Annotated in this window: 18 protein-coding genes, 1 tRNA gene and 1 other annotated feature; of the genes, 2 read left to right on the forward strand and 17 right to left on the reverse strand. The window is 39.2% G+C overall.

From position 1 onward, the window contains the following. The first annotated feature begins 17 nt into the window (after positions 1-17). Positions 18-90, forward strand: a tRNA-Thr gene (locus tag QM810_RS03285). Positions 91-389: 299 nt separating this feature from the next. Here the strand turns inward: QM810_RS03285 and pyk are convergent. The 15 genes from pyk to QM810_RS03360 all read right to left on the reverse strand — a co-directional run bounded on the left by pyk (position 390) and on the right by QM810_RS03360 (position 19,012). Next, positions 390-1,895: a pyruvate kinase gene (pyk, locus tag QM810_RS03290; RefSeq protein ID WP_414253846.1), complete on the reverse strand. Its 1,506-nt coding sequence runs from the start codon at positions 1,893-1,895 to the stop codon at positions 390-392. Between the two features lie 64 nt (positions 1,896-1,959). After that, the gene (gene pfkA, locus QM810_RS03295) at positions 1,960-2,967 is read right to left on the reverse strand and encodes a 6-phosphofructokinase (RefSeq protein ID WP_049530926.1); all 1,008 of its coding nucleotides are present in this window, start codon (positions 2,965-2,967) and stop codon (positions 1,960-1,962) included. 81 nt (positions 2,968-3,048) lie between these two features. Further along, positions 3,049-6,150 (reverse strand): DNA polymerase III subunit alpha, encoded by a 3,102-nt coding sequence (locus tag QM810_RS03300; protein ID WP_414253847.1) that lies wholly within the window; start codon positions 6,148-6,150, stop codon positions 3,049-3,051. Positions 6,151-6,306: 156 nt separating this feature from the next. Further along, positions 6,307-6,738: a hypothetical protein gene (locus tag QM810_RS03305; protein WP_195183949.1), complete on the reverse strand. Its 432-nt coding sequence runs from the start codon at positions 6,736-6,738 to the stop codon at positions 6,307-6,309. 209 nt (positions 6,739-6,947) lie between these two features. Next, complete coding sequence (locus QM810_RS03310) at positions 6,948-7,328, reverse strand: VOC family protein (RefSeq protein WP_195183950.1); 381 nt, start codon at positions 7,326-7,328, stop codon at positions 6,948-6,950. Between the two features lie 56 nt (positions 7,329-7,384). Beyond that, complete coding sequence (gene rplT / locus QM810_RS03315) at positions 7,385-7,744, reverse strand: 50S ribosomal protein L20 (RefSeq protein WP_000124834.1); 360 nt, start codon at positions 7,742-7,744, stop codon at positions 7,385-7,387. Positions 7,745-7,793: 49 nt separating this feature from the next. Then, a complete protein-coding gene (rpmI, locus tag QM810_RS03320) occupies positions 7,794-7,994 on the reverse strand; it encodes a 50S ribosomal protein L35 (RefSeq protein WP_003003453.1) in 201 nt (66 codons plus the stop codon). 33 nt (positions 7,995-8,027) lie between these two features. Then, the gene (gene infC / locus QM810_RS03325) at positions 8,028-8,558 is read right to left on the reverse strand and encodes a translation initiation factor IF-3 (RefSeq protein ID WP_006149857.1); all 531 of its coding nucleotides are present in this window, start codon (positions 8,556-8,558) and stop codon (positions 8,028-8,030) included. Between the two features lie 15 nt (positions 8,559-8,573). Continuing rightward, positions 8,574-8,704: a sequence feature (ribosomal protein L20 leader region), on the reverse strand. Positions 8,705-8,793: 89 nt separating this feature from the next. After that, positions 8,794-10,188: a peptidoglycan-N-acetylglucosamine deacetylase PgdA gene (pgdA, locus tag QM810_RS03330; protein ID WP_414253848.1), complete on the reverse strand. Its 1,395-nt coding sequence runs from the start codon at positions 10,186-10,188 to the stop codon at positions 8,794-8,796. 116 nt (positions 10,189-10,304) lie between these two features. Further along, the gene (ezrA, locus tag QM810_RS03335) at positions 10,305-12,032 is read right to left on the reverse strand and encodes a septation ring formation regulator EzrA (RefSeq protein ID WP_414253849.1); all 1,728 of its coding nucleotides are present in this window, start codon (positions 12,030-12,032) and stop codon (positions 10,305-10,307) included. An 80-nt stretch (positions 12,033-12,112) separates the two neighbouring features. Beyond that, positions 12,113-14,059 carry a DNA topoisomerase (ATP-hydrolyzing) subunit B gene (gene gyrB, locus QM810_RS03340; protein ID WP_214261661.1) on the reverse strand — a complete coding sequence of 649 codons (1,947 nt, stop codon included), beginning with the start codon at positions 14,057-14,059 and terminating at the stop codon, positions 12,113-12,115. 14 nt (positions 14,060-14,073) lie between these two features. Next, a complete protein-coding gene (locus QM810_RS03345) occupies positions 14,074-14,637 on the reverse strand; it encodes an HAD family hydrolase (protein WP_302851385.1) in 564 nt (187 codons plus the stop codon). Positions 14,638-14,746: 109 nt separating this feature from the next. Then, positions 14,747-15,295, reverse strand: coding sequence for a DJ-1 family glyoxalase III (locus tag QM810_RS03350; protein ID WP_006152534.1), 549 nt, complete (start codon positions 15,293-15,295; stop codon positions 14,747-14,749). Between the two features lie 10 nt (positions 15,296-15,305). Next, the gene (locus QM810_RS03355) at positions 15,306-16,529 is read right to left on the reverse strand and encodes an FtsW/RodA/SpoVE family cell cycle protein (protein ID WP_414253850.1); all 1,224 of its coding nucleotides are present in this window, start codon (positions 16,527-16,529) and stop codon (positions 15,306-15,308) included. A gap of 11 nt (positions 16,530-16,540) precedes the next feature. Then, complete coding sequence (locus tag QM810_RS03360) at positions 16,541-19,012, reverse strand: bifunctional DnaQ family exonuclease/ATP-dependent helicase (protein WP_414253851.1); 2,472 nt, start codon at positions 19,010-19,012, stop codon at positions 16,541-16,543. 120 nt (positions 19,013-19,132) lie between these two features. On the opposite strand from QM810_RS03360, the gene QM810_RS03365 reads away from it, so the two are divergent. Continuing rightward, the gene (locus QM810_RS03365) at positions 19,133-19,318 is read left to right on the forward strand and encodes a hypothetical protein (protein WP_214261656.1); all 186 of its coding nucleotides are present in this window, start codon (positions 19,133-19,135) and stop codon (positions 19,316-19,318) included. Positions 19,319-19,341: 23 nt separating this feature from the next. Here the strand turns inward: QM810_RS03365 and QM810_RS03370 are convergent, their stop codons facing one another. Next, complete coding sequence (locus QM810_RS03370) at positions 19,342-20,190, reverse strand: NAD(P)H-hydrate dehydratase (protein ID WP_414253852.1); 849 nt, start codon at positions 20,188-20,190, stop codon at positions 19,342-19,344. 3 nt (positions 20,191-20,193) lie between these two features. Then, on the reverse strand, positions 20,194-21,018 hold the full coding sequence (locus QM810_RS03375) for a phosphate ABC transporter ATPase (RefSeq protein ID WP_414253853.1): 825 nt from the start codon (positions 21,016-21,018) through the stop codon (positions 20,194-20,196). Positions 21,019-21,108 lie beyond the last annotated feature (90 nt).

Here is a 21,108-nt window from a genome sequence, read left to right on the forward strand (position 1 = left end):
GTATACTTTCAAAGTAAGCTGATTTAGCTCAGTAGGCAGAGCGCATCCATGGTAAGGATGAGGTCGCCGGTTCGATCCCGGCAATTAGCATCATTCATCAGTTCCTATCTGAGGAGCTGTTTTTTTCTTGACAAAGTAATGACCCTATAGTACAATATAGTCTGCGATGAGTCGATATGTAGCGAGAGCTACAATTGCGCAAAGGAGGTCATAACGCAGGAGCGGACCTTGAGAAATTGTGTGAACCAGTTTCTCACATGGAGATGCCTCTCATGCTCTCTGGTTTTCCAGAGAGTTTTTTATTTTAAAAATTCTTTTATATTCTACAACAAAAAAAGACCTATCACATAAGCCCGAAAGCTTGATGAGATAGGTTTTTATTTTTTTGATTAGCGTACTGTACGGATACGCATTGTGTTCGTACGAACTGCTTCACCAAGTGGCACACCTGCAACGATAACGATGTCGTCACCAGATTGTACAAGACCTGCTTCAACTGCTTTACGTTCAGCAATTTCAAACATGTCATCAGTTGATGATGGAGCTTCTGTCAACATTGGGATAACACCCCAGTTCAACATCAAACCACGTTCTGTCAATTCGTCGAAAGTCAATGCCAAGATATCAGCATTTGGACGGTATTTAGAGATCAAACGTGCAGTGTGACCTGTCTTAGTAAGAGTTACAACCAATTTGATATCCATTGAGTTTGTAGCATCTTTAACCGCTGAAGCCATAACTTCTGTCTTAGAGTTACGTTCAAATGAATCTGAGTTCAAACGTCCGTATTCGTTAAGAAGAGTTTGAGCGTTCTTGTCAATTGTAGCCATTGTTGTAACTGACTCAAGTGGGTATTTACCATTTGCAGACTCACCTGAAAGCATTGTAGCGTCAGTTCCGTCGATAACAGCGTTAAATACGTCTGATACTTCTGAACGAGTTGCACGTGGTTTTTCAGTCATTGTTTCAAGCATGTTTGTTGCTGTGATAACAACTTTACCAGCAGCGTTTACTTTAGTGATGATCATTTTTTGGTAAACTGGAACCATTTCGAATGGTACTTCGATACCCATGTCACCACGAGCGATCATGATACCGTCAGCAGCTTCAATGATTTCGTCCAAGTTATCGATACCTTGTTGGTTTTCGATTTTAGCGAACAATTGAACGTGACCGTTACCAGTTTCTTCACAGATTGCACGAACTTCGTTTACGTCTTTTGCAGTACGTACGAATGAGATAGCAATAAAGTTAATACCTTGTTCCAAACCGAAACGAATATCGTCGTTATCACGTTCAGCAAGAGCTGGGAAAGGAATTTTAGTGTTAGGGATGTTCACACCTTTTTGTTTAGCAATAACACCGTCATTTTCAACTTCAACGATGAATTCACGAGTTGCATCATCTTTTTCTACAACGCGAAGACCAAGTTTACCATCGTCAACCAATACTTGACGACCAACTTCAACGTCATCATAGATGTCAAGAGCACCAGCAACGTTCAAAGCAATCACTTCACGAGTTGATTTGATTCCTTGTTTAGTTGCAACACGGATTTTTTCACCAGTTTTGTATGAATACTCTTTAGCTTCACCTTCGAACAATTCAGTACGAATTTCTGGTCCTTTAGTATCAAGAAGGAAACCAACTTTTTTACCTGCAAGTTTTTCTGCAAGTTTAACAGTTGCCATACGTTCACCTTGTTCTTGGTGGTCACCGTGTGAGAAGTTGAAACGGAAAGTGTTAGCTCCTGCTTCAATCAATTGAGCAATGTTTTTAGCTGAAGCTTCAACGTCAAGTTTTTCACCCCAGTATCCATCTTCACCGAATTTCTTTCCACCACGGATTTCTACCGCAGGACCCAAAGTTGCAACGATTTTTACACGTTTGTTCATGATTTTGTGACTCCTTTATATAATTCGACCTTTATGGTCATTTTACCAGATTAGTTAAAGTTGATTATGACAAGCTCTTGTTCAAGTCAGAGAGTTCAATATCAGCTTTATGAGGGTTATTAACAACGATCTTACCATCAGCTGTTAAGCTAAACAAAGCTCCCTCTTCTGCTGTCCCAAGAATTGGATTTTCAACCATTTTCTCGTTACGAATACCGACAGCAACACCACCGATTCCTTGTTTAAGGAGTTTAACAGCGTGTGCGCCCATACGAGATGCCAATACACGGTCACGAGCAGTTGGTGAACCACCACGTTGGATGTGACCAAGTTCAGTTACACGAAGGTCGCTTGTATCTCCAGCTTCTTTTAGTTTTTGACCAAATTCAGCCGCTGACATAACACCTTCTGCCAAAACGATAATGTTGTGTTTCTTACCGTGTTCATATCCAGCTTTGATACTTGCTACGATGTCTTCCATCTTGAAGCCTTCTTCAGGGATGATGATTTCATCAGCACCAGTGGCAATACCAGCCCAAAGAGCGATATCTCCAGCATTACGTCCCATTACTTCAACAACGAAAGTACGACGGTGACTTGATGATGTATCACGAATCTTATCGATCGCATCCATAGCAGTTGTTACTGCAGTGTCAAATCCGATTGTAAAGTCTGTACCTACGATATCGTTATCGATTGTTCCTGGAAGTCCGATAGCAGGGAATCCATGCTCAGTCAAGCGCATAGCTCCATGATAAGAACCGTCACCACCGATAACTACGACACCTTCGATACCGTGTTTTTTCAATTGCTCAATCCCTTTAAGTTGACCTTCGAGTTTTGCAAACTCAGGGTAACGAGCAGAGTGAAGGAAAGTACCACCACGTGAAATGATGTCTCCTACTGAAGCAGCATCAAGTGGATAAATCTCACCAGCAACCATACCAGCGTATCCATCATAGATACCAAATACTTCCATTCCTTCTGAGATTGCTTGACGAACAACTGCACGGATAGCAGCATTCATACCAGGGGCGTCCCCACCACTAGTCAAAACAGCAATACGTTTCATTTGGTTTTGCTCCTTTTTCTTTTAACATTCTAACTGATTATACCATATTTAAAGTTAAAATTCTTTTATTTTCATTGATTTTTAACGATAAATCGTTTTCATAACAATCTGTTTTAAAGATTCTTGTAAGCCAGCGTCTTTTGCAACTAAATAACCAGGCAAAAGAATATTTTTTTGTTCATTTTCATAACGAATGACAACAGGAATTTGTCCCTTGTACTGATCTAAAATATGATAAATTTCAGAATCATGGTCATGATTGGGAACTTGAATCCAAAAACGCTCACTCACTGCTTCTTTCAAATTATTTAAAACTAATTGAAGACGACCATCTCTGGATTGCACTTTTCCATTTAGATAATAGAAACTTCCTTCGTGCAAAAGATTTTTAAATTGGCGGTACTGTTCAGAAAAAACAGTGATCTCAAGACTTGTTTTACTATCAGTAACTTTCAAAAAGGCCATGTTTTCACCTTTTTTAGTTCGAATCACTCGGATAGACTGAATCTCAACGAGCACTGTAGCTGTCTGTCCCTCGAAAAGCTCAGATAAACTCACGATTGGATACAAAGGATTCTTCGCTAAAACTAGCAATGGGTGTTGGCTAATTCCAACGCCTAACCAATCTTGCTCTTTTTGAAATTTTTCAATATTTGAAAAGTCCTCTGTATCTGTCCAACTATAGCTAGAATCCCCAAAGAGGCTACCTAATTCTTCTACAAAGATAAATAGAGTTGGTAGATTGGTTAAGATTTTTTGACGATTTTTATCAAATCCGTCAAAAAGTCCTACTTCCACTAAAGGGGTTAAGAGGCTAATCTTTTGATAATTTTTGGGTAATCGTGTGATAAAATCTTCAACACTGCTAAAAGGACGATTCTCGATTATCCAATAAGCAAAGTCGCGAGGTATTCCCTTAATACTTTTAAGACCCAAATAAACCGTCTTATCCTTTAATTTATCCTGATATGGAATTGTATTGATCGAAAGCGGTACTAGTTCAAATCCCATTTCAAGTGCATCGAGAATATAATCTCCACTCGCATAATTGAGCATGACTTGATAAAAAATGGCTGGAAAATGTGTCTTAAAGTAAGCAAGTTGAAAAGCTAAAGCCGCATAAGCACAAGCATGCGAACGGTTGAAGCCATAACCGGCGAATTTCTCCATTACGGAAAAAACTTCTTGCGCCTGTTCTTTGCTATGTCCTTTTTCGAGTGCACCTTGGATGAAACTTTCTTCCATTCGGTGCATCTCAGCTGCGTTCTTTTTCCCCATAGCACGACGTAAAATATCGGCCTTCCCAAGGCTAAAACCAGCATATCGCTGAGCTACTTGCATGACCTGTTCTTGGTAAAGCATAATGCCATAAGTTGGAGCTAGAATATCTTCCAAAACTGGGTCCAGAACTGTTACCTTTTCTTTACCATGTTTTCGAGCCACAAAGTTATCGATGTAGTCACTCGCCCCCGGTCTGTTGAGGGAAGTCGTTGCCACTACTTCTTCAAAGCTTTCTGGTTTCACGCGCTTCAATAAGCGAATGGCACCAGGTTGTTCAAACTGAAAGATTCCCTTGGTCTTACCTGCAGCAAAGAGAGATAAAGTTTCTTTATCCTCAAGGTCTATATCCTCAATCCTTAGCTGAATTCCTTGAGTTTCATATAAGAGCTCCTGCATTTTTTGAGCGAAGGTTAGGTTTCGAAGACCCAAGAAGTCCATCTTAAGCAAGCCATTTCCTTCAACTCCATGGGCATCATACTGGGTAATCAGCATATCCTCTCCATACTTGAGAGGAATATAATCTGTTAGATTTTTATCACTGATAACGACACCAGCTGCATGGATAGAAGTCTGTCGTGGATAGCCTTCTATCTTCTTAGCAATTTCAAAAGCCTTTTGGTACTCCATCTTACTCTGAATAAGTTGTCTAAAACCTAGATTGCCTTCATAGGCTGTCGTAAGAGTATCTTTAGAGCCTATTTTTTTCGTAATAGCCGTCAATTCATACTCAGGAACACCATACCGTTTAAAAACATCTCGGATAGCCTGCTTGGCACCAAAGGTCGAGTAAGTAACAATCTGCGCAGCATGGATACTACCATATCGATCACGAACGTAGCGAATAAACTCTGGACGATAGATATCAGGAATATCAATATCAATATCGGGCATGGTATAGCGTTCACGATTCAAGAAGCGTTCAAAGATGAGATTTTTTGCTACAGGATCAATTCCTGTAATATCTAGAGCGTAGGCTACTAGACTTCCAACTGCAGAACCACGTCCCATTCCCATGTAATATCCCTGAGACCGACCAAAACGCAATAGGTCCCAGACAACCAAGAAATAGTCATCGAATCCCATATCATGAATCACAGACAGTTCTTCTTCTAAACGAACCTGATAAACCCGATTCCATAACCCTTTCTCTTCCAAGCCCTTGATAGCTCTTTCCCTTAGTTCTTCAACAGCAGGTCTCTCTGGATTGAAACGAGGAAGCTTAAGACTACTATCAATCTCGTAGGAAGTACCCTTGGTCAATCTTGCTAGGTTTTCGAGTGCTTGTGGAAACTTCTCTACAAAAACCTGTTCTAGACGGTCAGCAGGCAAAAACAAACCCTGTTGAGATTGAACATCAACCTCTCGCAAGGTCACATTTTCCTTGATCGCCCTGAGCATTTGAAGAGTTTCTAAATCCTCAGATTCGAAAGAATTAACTCGATAAAGAGGGAGAATTGGTCGAGAAAAATTGGATTGCGGTGTATCTGGATACACTCCGATATGGTAGTTGTGTCCTAAATCCAATCCATTCATCCCAGAATAATATGGAACAATAACACAAATATCCTCTAGGTAAGAAGAAAAATCAGTCCATTCTTTTTTACCTGTCATCTTTAAAGACGACAACTTCATCAGGTTTTGATAACCTTGGTTTGACAGGGCTAGAAAACGTAGATTGATCCATTCATCTTTATGATGAACAGTCATCTCAAGACCTAATAAAGGCTGAATCTCCTGTTTCTGGCATTCTTTGATAAAGTAATAGGCCCCGTAGAGATTGTCTTCATCCATGATTCCAAGTGATGAATAACCATATTCCTTCCCTTGACTGACATATCTCTTAATCGAAACCATGCTCTCCATGAAACTATAGACTGTTTTGGTATCCAGTTGGGCAATCATTCTTTCTCACCTCCCTTATTCTTTCTCTATTATACCATTTTAAAAAATAGAAACACAATTTCTTTCTAATCATTAAACTAAAAAACCACAGCCTTAAAGGCTATGGTTTTATGATATGAAATAAGTTCGAAGAAGAGTTGCGCCTAGCTTTTTAATTTAGTTACTTGTATCTTTCGTTAAAAATATCCCGATTAAAACTAGAGCTAGGGAGAGATAAGGAAAAACCCTAAACATCTGCCAATCCGGGTCGAATGCTAAAAGTCCGGAAAGCAAATAAAATCCTGCACTTGCATACAAGAAATTTCTATTTACTTTCTTGATTCCTATCCTAGTTAAAAAAGTTGCTATAGCGTAAGCAATTAAATTAGGACCTAGAAAAATCAAGAATACAATTCCCCATGGAGCAGTAACTAAAGCAAGAGTTATAAATAGAAGAATATAGGTAAGTGCCAAATAAAATGAGAAAGATAGAAGAGCCGAAGGTTTCTTGACAGCTTTTGGACAATTCTGCATATCTTTCACCGAATTATTTTCTACAATTAGTTTATCTTCTTTGTTTAGCTCTACATTTGGATTTTGGTCTGACATTTTTTTCTCCCACTAATTTGTTAAGTTATTTTTATTATATCCCAATTTGTCACATTAAGCTAGATAGAAAAAGCCATCTATGTTAGACTCAGATAAACGCTCACATTTGTCTGAAAGAAACTAACATAAATGACCTACACTACTCCGTATCAAGTTTTTCTGAGTCAGGTGAAATTATTTAACTCAATTTGACAAATGAGGAGTTTTTATTATTTTTCACGAATCACTTCTACCTTGTATCCATCTGGATCTTTGACAAAGTAATAGTTTGGTTGAGTACCTGGAAGTCCCTTAGGTTCCGTTACTTCATAACCTTTTTCGCTATGTTCTATGTGAAGAGCTTCAAGGTCAGGTGTACTTAGAGCGATGTGAGCAAAGCCATCACCAACAACATAAGGCCCATGATCATAGTTGTAAGTCAACTCCAATTCATAGTCATCACCGTCAAGACCTAGATAAACAATGGTAAAAGCATGTTCTGGAAAATCCTTGCGACGCAATTCCTTAAATCCAAAAGCATCTTGATAAAAAGCAATTGATTTTTCGAGATTTTCTACTCGCAAGCAAGTGTGTAACATTTTTGAAGCCATTTTTTCTCCTTTGTTTAAAAAAGACTGGAACAAACTTGCACCAGTCTTATGAATAATTATTTACCAAGTTTTGCTTTAGCTGCATCTGCAAGAGCTGTGAAAGCTGCTGCATCGTTAACAGCCAAGTCAGCAAGCATTTTACGGTTAACTTCGATCTCAGCCAATTTCAAACCATGCATCAATTGTGAGTATGAAAGTCCGTTCATACGAGCTGCCGCATTGATACGTGTGATCCACAATTTGCGGAAGTCACGTTTCTTTTGACGACGGTCACGGTATGCATAGTAGTAAGAGTTCATTACTTGTTCTTTTGCAGTACGGAACAAAATGTGTTTAGCTCCATAGTAACCTTTTGCTAATTTTAAAATACGTTTACGACGTTTGCGTGATACAACGCCACCTTTAACACGTGCCATTTATATTTCCTCCAATATTTCCTAGAATTGTTAACTTACAAATACGCGATTATTTCAAGCGAGTAAGCATTGCTTTTATACGTTTGAAATCTCCTGCATGCACCATAGATGCTTTACGAAGATGACGACGTTGTTTTTTAGTTTTTCCGTGGAAACGGTGAGATGTATAAGCACGGAAACGTTTAAGTCCACCAGAACCTGTACGTTTGAAACGTTTAGCTGATGCGCGGTGTGTTTTTTGTTTTGGCATGATTTTTTCTCCTTTTTTTAACTTTCTGACAGATTATTTCTTGTCAGTTGCTGGTGCCAACTGCATGAACATTTGACGACCATCCATTTTAGCGCGTTGTTCGATGATAGCAATATCTTGAGTTGCTTCAGCGAAGTCGGCTAAAACTTTTGCACCAATCTCTTTATGGGTAATCATACGTCCCTTAAAGCGAATAGATACCTTTACTTTGTTTCCTTTTTCAAGGAACTTGCGAGCATTGCGAAGTTTAGTTTCGAAGTCACCCTTATCGATAACTGGGCTCAAACGAACTTCTTTCACGGTAACAACGCTTTGTTTTTTGCGTTGTTCTTTTTGCTTCTTCTGGTACTCAAATTTGAACTTACCGTAGTCCATAATTTTCGCAACAGGAGGTTTAGCTTGAGGTTGAATGAGAACCAAGTCCACATTAGCTTCATCCGCAAGTGCTTGCGCTTCGCTTAGTGGTTTGATACCCAATTGCTCACCTTCAAGACCGATTAAGCGAACTTCGCGTACACGAATTTCATCATTGATGAATAAGTCTTGCTTTGCTATGGTTTTCACCTCTTTTTTTAGTTTAGAGAAAAACAAGAGCGGACTTGCTAACGCAAATCCGCACTACATGATTATATTTCATTTCTGAAACTTGATCTGTAGGGGCCAGACAACGTTAGTCGCAAGGCGAGAAGTTCTCACTTCTGCTTTTCTCATCTTGTATATAATATCAAGTTTTCCCCTACTTGTCAAGATAAAAATAATGTTTTTTTAATAATTTTCTATTCTATGACACTTACTCAAACTATTGATTACGAGAATAGTAAATACCATGTGGTTTTAAACCTGTATTGAGTAGTTCTGATACGGTCACAAAGCTATATCCTTGTCCCTGCAAATACTCGATAACCCTTGGTAGTGAATTTACTGACGTTTGATGAATATCATGTAAGAGAATAATCGAACCATCAGTCGTTTGACGTTGGATTTCAGTCAGAATCGCTGCTTCATTTTTACTCTTCCAGTCCAAACTATCAACATCCCACATAATAAAACTTAAGTCAAGGCTGTTACGAATATCATCCGAAATTGCGCCATATGGTGGACGCATTAATTTTGAGCTATTTCCAAGAACATTAGTAATCGCAGCTTCTGTATCCGTAATTTGTTTTTTGGCATCTTCTAATGAGAGTTGTGTTAAAACTGGATGGTTCCAACTATGATTTCCGACTTCATGTCCCTCAGCCTGCATACGTTTGAGGATAGCTTCATTGCCTGCAATATTTTTACCTTGGACAAAGAAAGTTGCTTTGATTTTGTACTTAGCTAAAATATCCAAGGCTTGTGGTGTTGTGTTGCCATCGGGACCATCATCAAAGGTAAGAGCAACCACTTTTTTATGTTTTTCCGCTTGAACTTTTTTATAAAGTTCAGCATCCTTTTCTGTTAGATAGGATGTCTGAATAAAATCAAAGAAATCTGAAATAGGCATCGCTATTTCTTCTACATTAGTCGTTGCTTTGACTGGATAAAGAACCAATTGACTATCTTTGTAGGCAAATTTCCAGCTTGACAATTCTGTAGCTGAAAGATCAGCTGAAACTTGGTCAACAATTGATTGCTCTACTTTTTTATCTTGGAGAGTCGACTTAACAGCCTCGAGGATTTTTTCTTTTGCCGTGGATGAGTCTGTAAAGAGTTGATCCAGGGTAAAGATAGAGCCGTCTTCTTTTAGATAGAGCTGTTCCAAAGTAGTATTTTCTAATTCGACTACATTAGAATTGGCTAAGTCGTAAGCTTGTTTTTTTATCAAACGATTTTCAATCCCAGTTAAAGAGGATTCCCCTTTTTCTGAGTAATAAAAAACCAACTGGTCTTTACCTTCTACTTTGTCAGTGACATCTTTAACGATAACATCCTTGACAGAGGAGATTGGGCTGTCCCCGACTAGTGGATAATAGGTGATAATTTCTGATTTCTCTTTGCGGAAATGCTCTTTTTGACTTCCCTGTGAGTAGGCGTCATCTTTTTCCTTCTTGAGACTTTCAATTTTCTGTTCAAAGGCTTGTTTGTTCAACACTTTATAGGTAATCACACTACCGAGTGCTAACATTGTTAGAAACAAAAGCAAGACAAGAGTGCCAAGCTTTTTGTTATTTTTCTTCTTTACTTTATTCTGGGGTAATCTCTTTTTTGTCATAGTCTTATCATATCAAATATAAACTATAATTTCAATGAAAACATGGAATAAAAATATTTAAGACAAGCAAATAAAAGTAAAAGAACCCTAGGAAAAATCTAGGATTCTTTTATCAATTAGAAACGAATACTTTCTCTTGTTTTTTCATATGAAGTAACAAAGCGATTTGTAACACCAGGCTCAGCAACTTCTAATGCTTGAGAGATTTTTTCGAAAGATGCTTGGTAATCGAATGTTGTTTCAAAGATATTCAAAGCTTCTTGGAAAGCTTGTTGAATACGATCATCAAATGATCTGTAACGGTTTGAATATTGAAGCAATTGTTCTGTCAATGTTGCATTTTGAACGATACTGTATGTTTCTTCTTCTAACATATTCATATCATTTGTCGCAATCTCAAGGATACGATTGACAGATTCGATATTCACTTGCGCTTGTTCCAACTCAGCCATCAAGTCTTCTGTACTGTGACTTGCATCAAAGAAGAGCTTCAAGAATTTTTGTGGAATTCCTGGAAGGTTTCTCTTCTCCATGTAACGTTTAATCGTATGAAGACGGTTGACATATACATTTGCTTTTTGTCGAGCATTAATGTCATCTTTTTCAATTTGAACGAGACGTTCGCTAACACCGATTTGATCATCTTCAATATCTTTTAAGGTAGATTGAAGATTTTCCAGACGTTCTTGTAAGACAGAATATGCTTCTGAAACTTCTGACTCTGCATTAGTCATTTCTTCAATAGTAGCATTCAAGGCTGAGATATCAGATTGAAGACGACGAACGCGATTCACATCGCTTTCTGAAATCAAATAGGTTTTCCCAAGACGTTCGATATCTTTAACTAATACCTGATTGTTTTCTTTCAAGTGTTTGAGATAAGTAGGAAGGGTAGTTACCAATTTCTCAAAAGCTTTATGTGCTGCAATTTCACGAGTGAAAATATCATAAAGTGCATTGATTTCTTCTTGGATTTGAGTGTTTTCATACTCTGCATTATCCAACTCTAATGTGCGGATATTTTCATGATTATTCTTCAAGGCTTCATAGAGAAGTTGAAGACGAGATTCGATATCTGTTTCTACAAAATGGTAGTTCTCATCCAAAAGCTTACGGTAACCTGCTTCTAAATCTTCAAGTTGTTCTGGCAATTCAGTAGTAAGCTTGGCAACAATTGCTGGAATTCTTTCAACGATATGCGTCAATGCTAAAATATGATTTTCAGCGTTATCTAAAATACCTGCCGCTTCAACTGGATCTCCTGATGAATTCAAGGTTACAAACTGAGAAAACTCAGATTGAATGTTCTCCAATTGTTTTTCAATTTCTGGAAGAGCTTGACCATATTTTTCAGAATCTTCAGCTACAGTATTTTGTAGTTTTTCAAATAGATCTAGGGCATGCAGAACGCGTCCACTATTTTTTGATTCTTGTTTTTCCAACTCAGACAAGGCATTACGAATTGCTGCAATATCCTCTTCAACAAGTTGGATTTGACTCTCAATTTGATCAATCTGGTGCTTAGCTTTCAAGAAACGGAATGAGTTATTGTATCCTTCAGCTTCAAAGAGGTTATTCTCGATATCTGCAAAAGAGTTCAGAGACAAATCTACCCATTTTTGGTTCCATTCTCTAAAAGCAACCTGACTTTGACCAATCAGATGCATATTTTTAACAACCTCTACCTCATCATTAACAGGAAGGTTATATAGTTCTTCTTTTTTTTCTTCTAAAGCTGCAAGTCTACTCTCATTTCGTTTACGTAGCAAAATTGCTACTGCAAAAGCAATAAGAAGCAGGACTGCAATTCCAATCAAAGTAATAATCAACTGATTATTTGACATATCAAACTCCTTTTATACATGACACAATTGTAATGATTATATCATATTTTTCAAACCTTGGGAACTATTTCCCAATTTTTTTATACGTCAAGAGTACTGTAAACAGCGTTTTCTTCGATAAATTCTCGACGTGGTTCTACTCGATCACCCATGAGCATATCAAAAATCTTATCTGCTTCTGCAGCGTCATCTACTGATACACGGGCCATAAGGCGATGTTCAGGATTCATCGTAGTTTCCCAAAGTTGGTGGTCATCCATTTCTCCAAGACCTTTATAACGTTGAATGGTTGGTTTTGAACGACCTTCGCTGTAGCGAGCCAAAGCTTCTTGTAGGCGAGTTTCTTGGTCTGCGCCAGGTTGAATATATTCTTTAATCTCGCTACCGACTTTAACACCGTAAATTGGTGGCTGAGCGATATAAACATAACCTGCCTCTAGAACCGGTTTCATATAACGATAAATCAGAGTTAACAAAAGAGTACGAATATGGGCTCCATCGACATCGGCATCTGTCATGATAACAAGTTTTTGATAGCGAGCTTTGCTGACATCAAACTCAGCGCCAAATCCTGTTCCCATAGCTGTGAAAAGACTGCGAATCTCCTCATTAGCTAAAATCTTATCCATGCTCGCTTTTTCAACGTTAAGGATTTTACCACGAATTGGTAAGATGGCTTGGAACTCACGATTACGTCCTGATTTTGCAGAACCTCCTGCAGAGTCTCCTTCGACGATGAAAAGTTCAGTTTCAGCTGGATTGTTTGATGAACAGTCCGCTAATTTTCCTGGAAGATTTGAAATTTCTAAACCAGATTTCTTACGTGTAACTTCACGCGCACGCTTGGCAGCAACACGCGCTTTGGCAGCCAAGATTCCTTTTTCAACGATGCGCTTAGCAATCTGTGGATTTTCCAAAAGGAAGTCAGAAAATGCATCACTGAAGAGGCGATTGGTAATCTTCACAACTTCACTATTTCCAAGTTTGGTCTTAGTTTGTCCTTCAAACTGAGGGTTTGGATGCTTCACAGAGATAACCGCTGTCAATCCTTCACGGACATCCTCACCTGTTAAGTTATCTTCGTTATCTTTTAGAAGTTTGTTTTTACGAGCATAGTCATTAATAACACGAGTTAAGGCTGTACGGAAACCTTGCTCATGTGTTCCACCTTCATGGGTATGAATATTGTTAGCGAAACTCATGACATTCTCGTGGTAACCCGTTGTGTACTGCATCGCGACTTCAACTGTGATATCATCCATTTCACCATCTGTGTAGATTGGTGTATCAAAGATAACATCCTTATTTTCGTTGAGGTACTCAACGTAGCTCGCAATCCCACCTTCGTAGTGATAATGCTTGGTCTGCTCAAGTCCTTCACGTTTGTCAGTGATAGAGATTTGAAGACCTCGATTCAAGAAAGCTAACTCTTGAATCCGTTTATTTAATTTGTCAAAATCAAATGTCGTTGTCTCAGTAAAAATTTCTGGGTCTGGAGTAAAGTGAACAATTGTTCCTGTTTTATCTGTATCCCCGATCACCTCAAGGTCTGCAACAACATGTCCACGACGGTACTCTTGGTAGTGAATCTTTCCATTTTTATGAACACGAACATCCAACTGAGTAGAAAGAGCATTTACAACGGATGACCCTACACCATGGAGTCCACCTGATACCTTGTATCCGCCACCGCCGAATTTACCTCCGGCGTGAAGAACTGTAAAGACTGTTTCAACTGCAGGACGACCTGTTTTTTCCTGGATATCAACTGGAATCCCACGACCATCATCGATAACTGTAATTGAATCATCTGGCTCAATAAAAACTTCGATATGACTAGCGAATCCAGCCAAGGCTTCGTCGATAGAGTTATCTACGATTTCCCAGACTAGGTGGTGAAGACCCTCTTTCGAAGTTGAACCGATGTACATCCCTGGACGCATACGAACAGCTTCCAGACCTTCCAAAACTTGAATTTGACTGGCATCATAATCTTGTGCCTGTTGGTTTTTAATATCTTCTGTCATGTTTCCCCTTTTTCTTACATGTCTATTGCTTGTTTTAACGCTACAACGTTCTCAAAAAGATAGGCATCTAAGCCTGCAGCATGTCCTGCCTCTACATCAATAGCACGGTCACCAATGACCAATCCTGATGTAATATGATACTTATCACGTAAATAAATCATCGATTCAGGATCTGGTTTGCGTTTAAATCCTGAACTAGCTGTCACTACTTCTGTAAAGTAGGGAGCTATCTCAGTTTTCGCTAGAATCTCCAATACCTGATCGTTTCGATGAGAAACCAAGAAGTTACGGCCACCTTGGTCCGAAATATTTTCTAAAAGAGTAGGAATCCCATCGAACAAAACTGGGTGTTCAAGCTCTCGGGCTTCATTTTCTTTATATTTCTCAAGAAAGTTTTCAATACCTGGAGCATACTTTTCGATGGCAAAGGCAGTCGAAACCTTCAAAGCTTCGTAGACACTGTCGTGCTCCTGCTCAATCCCGAACTCTGCTAATGTTTCTACAAAAGCTGCTGTAGAAGTTTCATAATTATCAAGCAGGGTTCCACCTAAATCCCAGATGTAATCGTGATATTTCATACCCTTCATTATACCATTTTTTTATAAAAAAAGCGATGTTTACCTTGGTTTTGACCTTAAAAAAGAGAAGAATCTTCTCCATCAAGAAAGATTCTCCTCAATTTGTTCATTATTTTTCAAATAGGTCTGTGTAGAGCATGCCATTTCTTAGAGATTCAGCATCTCCGCCCAGTGTTTCAACCAAGTGGTAAGCAAAGGCTAAAGCTGTTGCTGGCCCACGGCTAGTGATAACATTCCCATCCACTACTACTGTTTCTTTATGGTAGTGACCGTTAGCAATTTGTTCCTGGACTCCATCATAGCAGGTGAAGTTTCTACCTTCTAGTAGACCTGCCTGATTCAATGCAATTGGAGCCGCACAGATGGCTGCTACCTTTTTACCGATTTTCTCAAATTTTTGAAGTTCAGTGATCAATTGTTCATTGTCCCGCAAGTGGGCAGAACCAGGCATACCTCCTGGAAGGACAATCATATCATACTCTGATAAATTTCCATCAAACACTCGATCGGCTTGAACTTGAATGGCATGTGAACCTGTCACTTTTTCACCAAATCCGACCATATGGCAGGTGATATTTGCGCGACGCAAGACGTCTACGACAGTCAAGGCTTCAATTTCTTCAAAGCCATTTGCTAGGATAACTGCAACTTTAGGCATAGCGACCTCCTTATTTCACTTTCTTCAGTACAACTTTTTTACGTTTAAATCTTGTTCGACCACTCTTTTCATCGGCGAGATGTGTTTGGTAGCTCATCGATAAAAGAAGACCGACACCGATGAGATTACTGATAATGGCTGATCCCCCTTGGGAAATAAAGGGCAAAGGAATCCCCGTAAGAGGAAGGAGTCCTGTGACGGCACCAATGTTCTCAAAGATGTGGAACAAGAGCATCATGATAAATCCAGTGGAGATATAAGTATAAAATTGATTGTTAGATTTCAGAGTAATCTTTAACATACGATAGATGAGGAGTAGATAGAGTGCAATCACTACTACTGAACCAATAAAACCAAAATCTTCAGCGATAACTGTGAAGATCATGTCACTCTCACGGACTGGGATGAGGAGATTGGACACGTTAAAGCCTTGGCCAAATACTCCCCCACTACCGATGGCAATTTGACCTTGAGCCTGTTGATAGGTAGTTGTTTGAGCATAATCAAAGGGATTGAGCCAAGCCAAGATACGATTAATCTGATAAGTCGGCATCCCAATTTGGTGCATAAAGGCACGCCCGTCTTTTGTGATAAAGATTGCTAGGAAGCCTGTAATCGCCGATACAACTGTTACAAAGACTGGGATGATAATCTTCCAAGAAACACCTGACAACAAGACAAGACCTGCAAAGATCGCAACAAAAACCATTGCCGTTCCAAGGTCACTTTGTAAGGCTAGTAACACTAGAACCGGAATCGTGAAAACAATCATCCAAAGAATCAAAAGGAAATCTAAGCCAATAGTTCGTTCTTTGTCTTTATGTTTCTTGGTAAAGGTTACGATAACGTATGCCAGCATCAAAATATAGGATATCTTCATGAATTCGGATGGTTGAAAAAGTGTATAACCACCGATTGATACCCAGTTTTTAGCACCTGTTGCAGCCACTAAACTTGGATTATAAAAAACCAAGGGTAAGACCATCAAGGCTAGACCAAGACCATATAGATAGGGGGTAGACTGCCATAAAAACTTGGTGTTAAAAAACATAACTACAAAACTAAAGATAATCCCAAGTGCTATCCAAGCCAGTTGTTGTCCAAGTATGGGCCAAACATTGTTTGGGTAGTCATGACTAACTGCTATATAAATAGCTACAACTCCAATCACCAATAAACAAAACACTGGTAATATTAAACTATAATCGACCCTAGAGTCGAATGAACGTTTCATAACGGTCTCCTTCATTCTTTCTGGTATTCATTTCGTTGTTTATGTAAAAAATCTTGAACATTGATATAAATTTGCTCTCTGCTAATGACTCTAACGCGATTGCTTCGAGCCAAAGCCTTGCTGATTTGCTTACCATAACGTTTACTTGCCATGCGGCTATCTAGAATCAGAACTGCAGAGCGTTGCCCCACTCGACGCATGGTTCTTCCAATCGCTTGCTTGAGGCGAATAATGGCCATAGGAAGCTGATAATCGTAAAAAGGATTTTTCCCTTCAAGGCGGAGCTCTTGGTTCATCTTTTTAGTAAAAGGATCTTCTGGATTTTGGAAAGGTAGACGAGTCACCACTTCAATAACCCGCGGATGTCTTGAAAAATCGACACCTTCCCAAAAACTTCCCGCACCAAGCAAAAGCTCACGCTCGCCTCTTTCAAAGCGTTTTTTCAATTGAGCTGGTTCCCCATGCTTATATTGGGCTAAATGGGGAATTCTTAAAGCATCAGATACCTGCAACAATAAATCTTTTGCAGTAAACAAGACTAGAATGGGTTCTTCAAACTGGAATAATTCTTCTAGAACCTCCACAACTGCTTGTGCATACTCCTCAAGCGAAACTTCAGTCACCAATGGAAAATCATTCACCAACAAAATTTCCTGATTTTCCTGAAACTGTTCATCTAGGTAATAAATGTTTGCTTGCGGGAATCCTAACAATTCTGGCAAAGAAACTCTGCTACTAATTTCTAAGGTTGCAGAGATTCCGAGAAGCTGGCAGGATTCTGGAAATATCTGAGAAAATAGCAAACGCTGATTGCGACTAGAAGTAATCTCGATTTTTTTACTAGAGAGTTCTGAAACTGATAACCAAAATTCTCCTTCAGACGAGAAAAATCTCTGATAGTCTTTAAATTCTGGAAGATTCAACTCTGAAAAATCTTGTCGGAGCTTGTCAATGCTACTAGCTGGACACATCTTCCGTTTACCAGATAGAAACTGATCAAGTAGGTAAGAAATTTCAAAACAAATACTCTCTAGCAAGCGTCTTTGAAGCATGCCTTCTTCTGTAGATAGAGCTTGGTCTAGTTGATCTAGCAAATCCGTTAGCAAATAAGATTTTCGAGAAAGATTTTCTAATGTCAACAAGATTTTCTGAGCTTCATCTAAAATCAAGAGACGCCCTTCTAAGAGACTAGGATCATCTTCAAGTCGAGTAAGGAGGTAAGCATGATTGGTCACTAGCAACTTACAAGAACGCGCTTTTTCCTGACCACGTCTCCAAAAATCCTCTAACCAAAAGAGAGAATCTTTGTGAAGATTTCCATCATGCACCAAGTTTGGTAAAAATTGCTGGTAGCGATAAAGTTGACCAATTTCGTCTAAGTCTCCAGTTTCCGTTTCAGTCAGCCAAACTAGGAGTTGCATCTTGAAACGCGTATACAAACGATTGGACTCTTCTTCCTCTAGTGCTGCATGAAAGGCATCTAACTTCAAGTAATTCTGTGGTCCTTTGAGACTGTGAATAGAGATATGAAAAATCTCTTCTAGTCTTTTAGCCTCCTCTTGCATTACCTGATTTTGAAGGATTTTAGTCGAAACACTAAGTAGGATTCCCCCTTCGTTTTCAAGTGACAAGGCTGGCAGGAGATAGCCGTAGGTTTTTCCGATCCCCGTTTGAGCCTGAATAAAAGAAATTGTTTCCTCTTGTAAAAACTCTTGGACCTTTTGAGCAAATTCTTCTTGTCGGCTTCTTTCCTCCAAACCCAACAAGGCAATGTTGGTCTGGAAATCTTTAGAAAGTTTGCGTGGACAAAGGGCTGATTTTTCTTTTCTCAAAAATAGACCTTGCACCTCGACCAAGTCATGTTCAACTAAGAGAGACTGTTTCTGATAAACTTCCTCGATAACCATGTAAGATTCGTACAATAGGCTATCTGACAAACTCAATAAGCGTTCCAACAAACCTTTTGGAAGTTGAAACATCTTTTGTCTCATACAAAGAAAGAGTTCTGCAGTTGCTTGGGCGTCAGAAAGGGCTGTATGAGCTTGCTCAAGTGGAATTCCCAACTCTTGGCAGAGGATTCCAAGATTATACTTCTCAAGCTGAGGATAAAAAACTTGAGCCAACTCCACTGTATCGATACGAGGCGTGCGCAATTCATATCCTTCAAAGAAGAGAAATTCTGCCAATAAATTGGCATCAAACTGAACATTGTGCGCAACAAAAACACCGTCTTTGACCAGTTCAAAAATCTTTCTAGCCACCTGAGAAAACTCTGGAGCCTTTGCTAAACGCTTGTCTGTCAAACCCGTTAATTCTTTGATATGAGAATCCAAGTGTTCATGAGGATTGACATCAGTAGCATATTGCTCAACAATCTCACCATCTTCAATGACTACAATTCCCACTTGGATGATTTTTGCCTTACTTCCGGTACTTGTAGCTTCTAAATCTACAACCACGTACCGATCATTTCTAAAATTCATCACTAAAAATTATATCAAAATTTGCACCATTTGACACCCCTGAACTTTATTTGAAGAGTCAAGTTTCTTGCAAGATTTGAAAAAAATAATTGAATAGAATTTTAGAAAAGGAGGGAACTCATGAACCCATTAGATTTCTTTAACCAAGTAAAGGAACTCGTTGAGAACAAAGATTTTTCTGTAGCAAAAACATTTGTCGAAGAAAACAAGGACCAACTCGGTGACTACCTTAGCCAAGCTCAAGCTTTGGTTTCAGGTTCAGAAGGACTTGACGGTCTTGTAGATAAGGTCAAATGCCTCTTCTAATAGTCAAAAGACACCTGAAAAACTCAGGTGTCTTTTTGTATTTTTTTCATGAATGCAGGAATATGTTGACTAATCGTGGTTGGTAGAACGACAAAGTTGTCCTCAGCTAATTCTTGAGCAATTGCTGAGTGCAGATATGTTGCTACCGTCACCCTTTCATAGAGGCTAACTTGAGGAAATTGACCTGCGAAACCAGCAATCATCCCAGCTAGGGTATCTCCCATGCCTCCAGTCGCCTGATAGGGACCACCAACACTTAGCTGATAAAAATCTGCAGGCCCGGCTTGCCAGATTCGAGTCGCAGGACCTTTTTGAACCAAAATCGTTCCTGAAGGAAAACTCTTCAAAGCCTCTCCTGTTTCCTCAGCTCCTTGGGAAGTCAAATCTAAGCCTGACAAGACTTGCCATTCCCTTTGGTGAGGCGTTAAAACAAGATGAGCTTTAGGAAATTTCATTTCATACTTCGCTAAAATAGATAGGGCGCCACCATCCAGTATGAGGGTCCGATCTTGATTTGAATGATTAAAGACTGTTTGGAGAAGCTCTTCTCCACGATCATCATCCACTAGTCCAGGTCCGACCAAGACAACATTCGCTTTCTGTAACTGTTGCTCAAGTAATTGCTTATCGTCAAGGGCAAAGGCCATAGCCTCAGGCAGATGGCTATGTAGCGCTGGAATATTCTCTTTATCCGTTGCTACTGTCACTAAGCCTGCTCCGCTCTTTACAGCCCCTAAGGCAGCCATAATAATGGCTCCCCCATAAGGATACGTTCCTCCAATCAAGAGAAGACGACCGTAGTCTCCCTTATGACTAGAACGAGGACGATCGATGATTACTTTTTTCAGTAGAGCTTGATCAATGACTTTCATACACTACTCCTTCAACTTATCCGTACCATGTAGTACTTGATTAACCTTAGTATTCCAAGCCTGTAACCCTTCTCCCTCATAGTCTAGGTAAATCACTCTATCTTGTAATTGATAAGGAATTAAACCTTCAAAACAAGCCTTATCTTTTGAAGGAATAACACACAAATGAAGAAAGGTATCCAAATTTAAACTATCTTTTACCTTCGCAACATGATAGCCATCAAATATATAACCTGGTGCTTGAATCAATTCTTCATACAGAAAATGAAAACTAACTCCAGGAATGAACTTTTCTTGCAATTCCTCCTCAGACGGTGCCCGTCCTAACAAACGCTCCATAGCGAGTCGGTAACCCGAAGTCGTATTAGACCATCCGAACATGATATAGTCAAAATAGTCTGCTGGATCAGAAGCTGCATTACGACTATCTGTAACTAGCTCAGCCCCACTTTTACCAAATACTTTTACCGCCGACATGATTTTTCCAGTCTGAAAAATATCCTGAGCCGCCTCAACTGTACAAGTATGACTACAATAATTGGAAGTAACCAACTTCCTCTGGATATCATAGGTAGAAGCTACAAGGCGATGACTTGGTCTGTAGGGAGGAAAATAGCTATGGTCTTGCAAATAATCATGAATTTGTATATTTAATTCATGATTCTCACATTCCACAATGGTCTGACGATGATGGTCCTGTTCGTAAGCAATAAACTTTGCTAGCTTCTCCAATTCCCATTCTTTAATCTTAGGATAGTTTTCAAGAGCAAATTGATATATCCCATCCCACTGGAGACTAAAATCTGCATTACAAACTTTTACAATCATGGTCCTTCTCCTCACATTCTCCTACTTTCATTATACACCTCACTACCCAATTAATAAAGGAGAAGACTATATAGTCTTCTCCTTTTTTCA

It is taken from the genome of Streptococcus infantis, from assembly GCF_047464155.1.
GTDB lineage: Bacteria > Bacillota > Bacilli > Lactobacillales > Streptococcaceae > Streptococcus > Streptococcus infantis_U.

Bases quoted from the DNA above. Each gene is read 5' to 3' on its own strand.
- pyk (WP_414253846.1), bottom strand. From the start codon at position 1,895: ATGAACAAACGTGTAAAAATCGTTGCAACTTTGGGTCCTGCGGTAGAA.
- pgdA (WP_414253848.1), bottom strand. From the start codon at position 10,188: ATGACAAAAAAGAGATTACCCCAGAATAAAGTAAAGAAGAAAAATAAC.
- QM810_RS03370 (WP_414253852.1), bottom strand. From the start codon at position 20,190: ATGAAAGTCATTGATCAAGCTCTACTGAAAAAAGTAATCATCGATCGT.
- QM810_RS03350 (WP_006152534.1), bottom strand. From the start codon at position 15,295: ATGCCTAAAGTTGCAGTTATCCTAGCAAATGGCTTTGAAGAAATTGAA.
- rplT (WP_000124834.1), bottom strand. From the start codon at position 7,744: ATGGCACGTGTTAAAGGTGGCGTTGTATCACGCAAACGTCGTAAACGT.
- pfkA (WP_049530926.1), bottom strand. From the start codon at position 2,967: ATGAAACGTATTGCTGTTTTGACTAGTGGTGGGGACGCCCCTGGTATG.
- QM810_RS03360 (WP_414253851.1), bottom strand. From the start codon at position 19,012: ATGAATTTTAGAAATGATCGGTACGTGGTTGTAGATTTAGAAGCTACA.
- ezrA (WP_414253849.1), bottom strand. From the start codon at position 12,032: ATGTCAAATAATCAGTTGATTATTACTTTGATTGGAATTGCAGTCCTG.
- QM810_RS03375 (WP_414253853.1), bottom strand. From the start codon at position 21,018: ATGATTGTAAAAGTTTGTAATGCAGATTTTAGTCTCCAGTGGGATGGG.
- rpmI (WP_003003453.1), bottom strand. From the start codon at position 7,994: ATGCCAAAACAAAAAACACACCGCGCATCAGCTAAACGTTTCAAACGT.
- QM810_RS03300 (WP_414253847.1), bottom strand. From the start codon at position 6,150: ATGATTGCCCAACTGGATACCAAAACAGTCTATAGTTTCATGGAGAGC.
- QM810_RS03305 (WP_195183949.1), bottom strand. From the start codon at position 6,738: ATGTCAGACCAAAATCCAAATGTAGAGCTAAACAAAGAAGATAAACTA.
- QM810_RS03310 (WP_195183950.1), bottom strand. From the start codon at position 7,328: ATGGCTTCAAAAATGTTACACACTTGCTTGCGAGTAGAAAATCTCGAA.
- gyrB (WP_214261661.1), bottom strand. From the start codon at position 14,059: ATGACAGAAGATATTAAAAACCAACAGGCACAAGATTATGATGCCAGT.
- QM810_RS03365 (WP_214261656.1), top strand. From the start codon at position 19,133: ATGAACCCATTAGATTTCTTTAACCAAGTAAAGGAACTCGTTGAGAAC.
- QM810_RS03345 (WP_302851385.1), bottom strand. From the start codon at position 14,637: ATGAAATATCACGATTACATCTGGGATTTAGGTGGAACCCTGCTTGAT.
- QM810_RS03355 (WP_414253850.1), bottom strand. From the start codon at position 16,529: ATGAAACGTTCATTCGACTCTAGGGTCGATTATAGTTTAATATTACCA.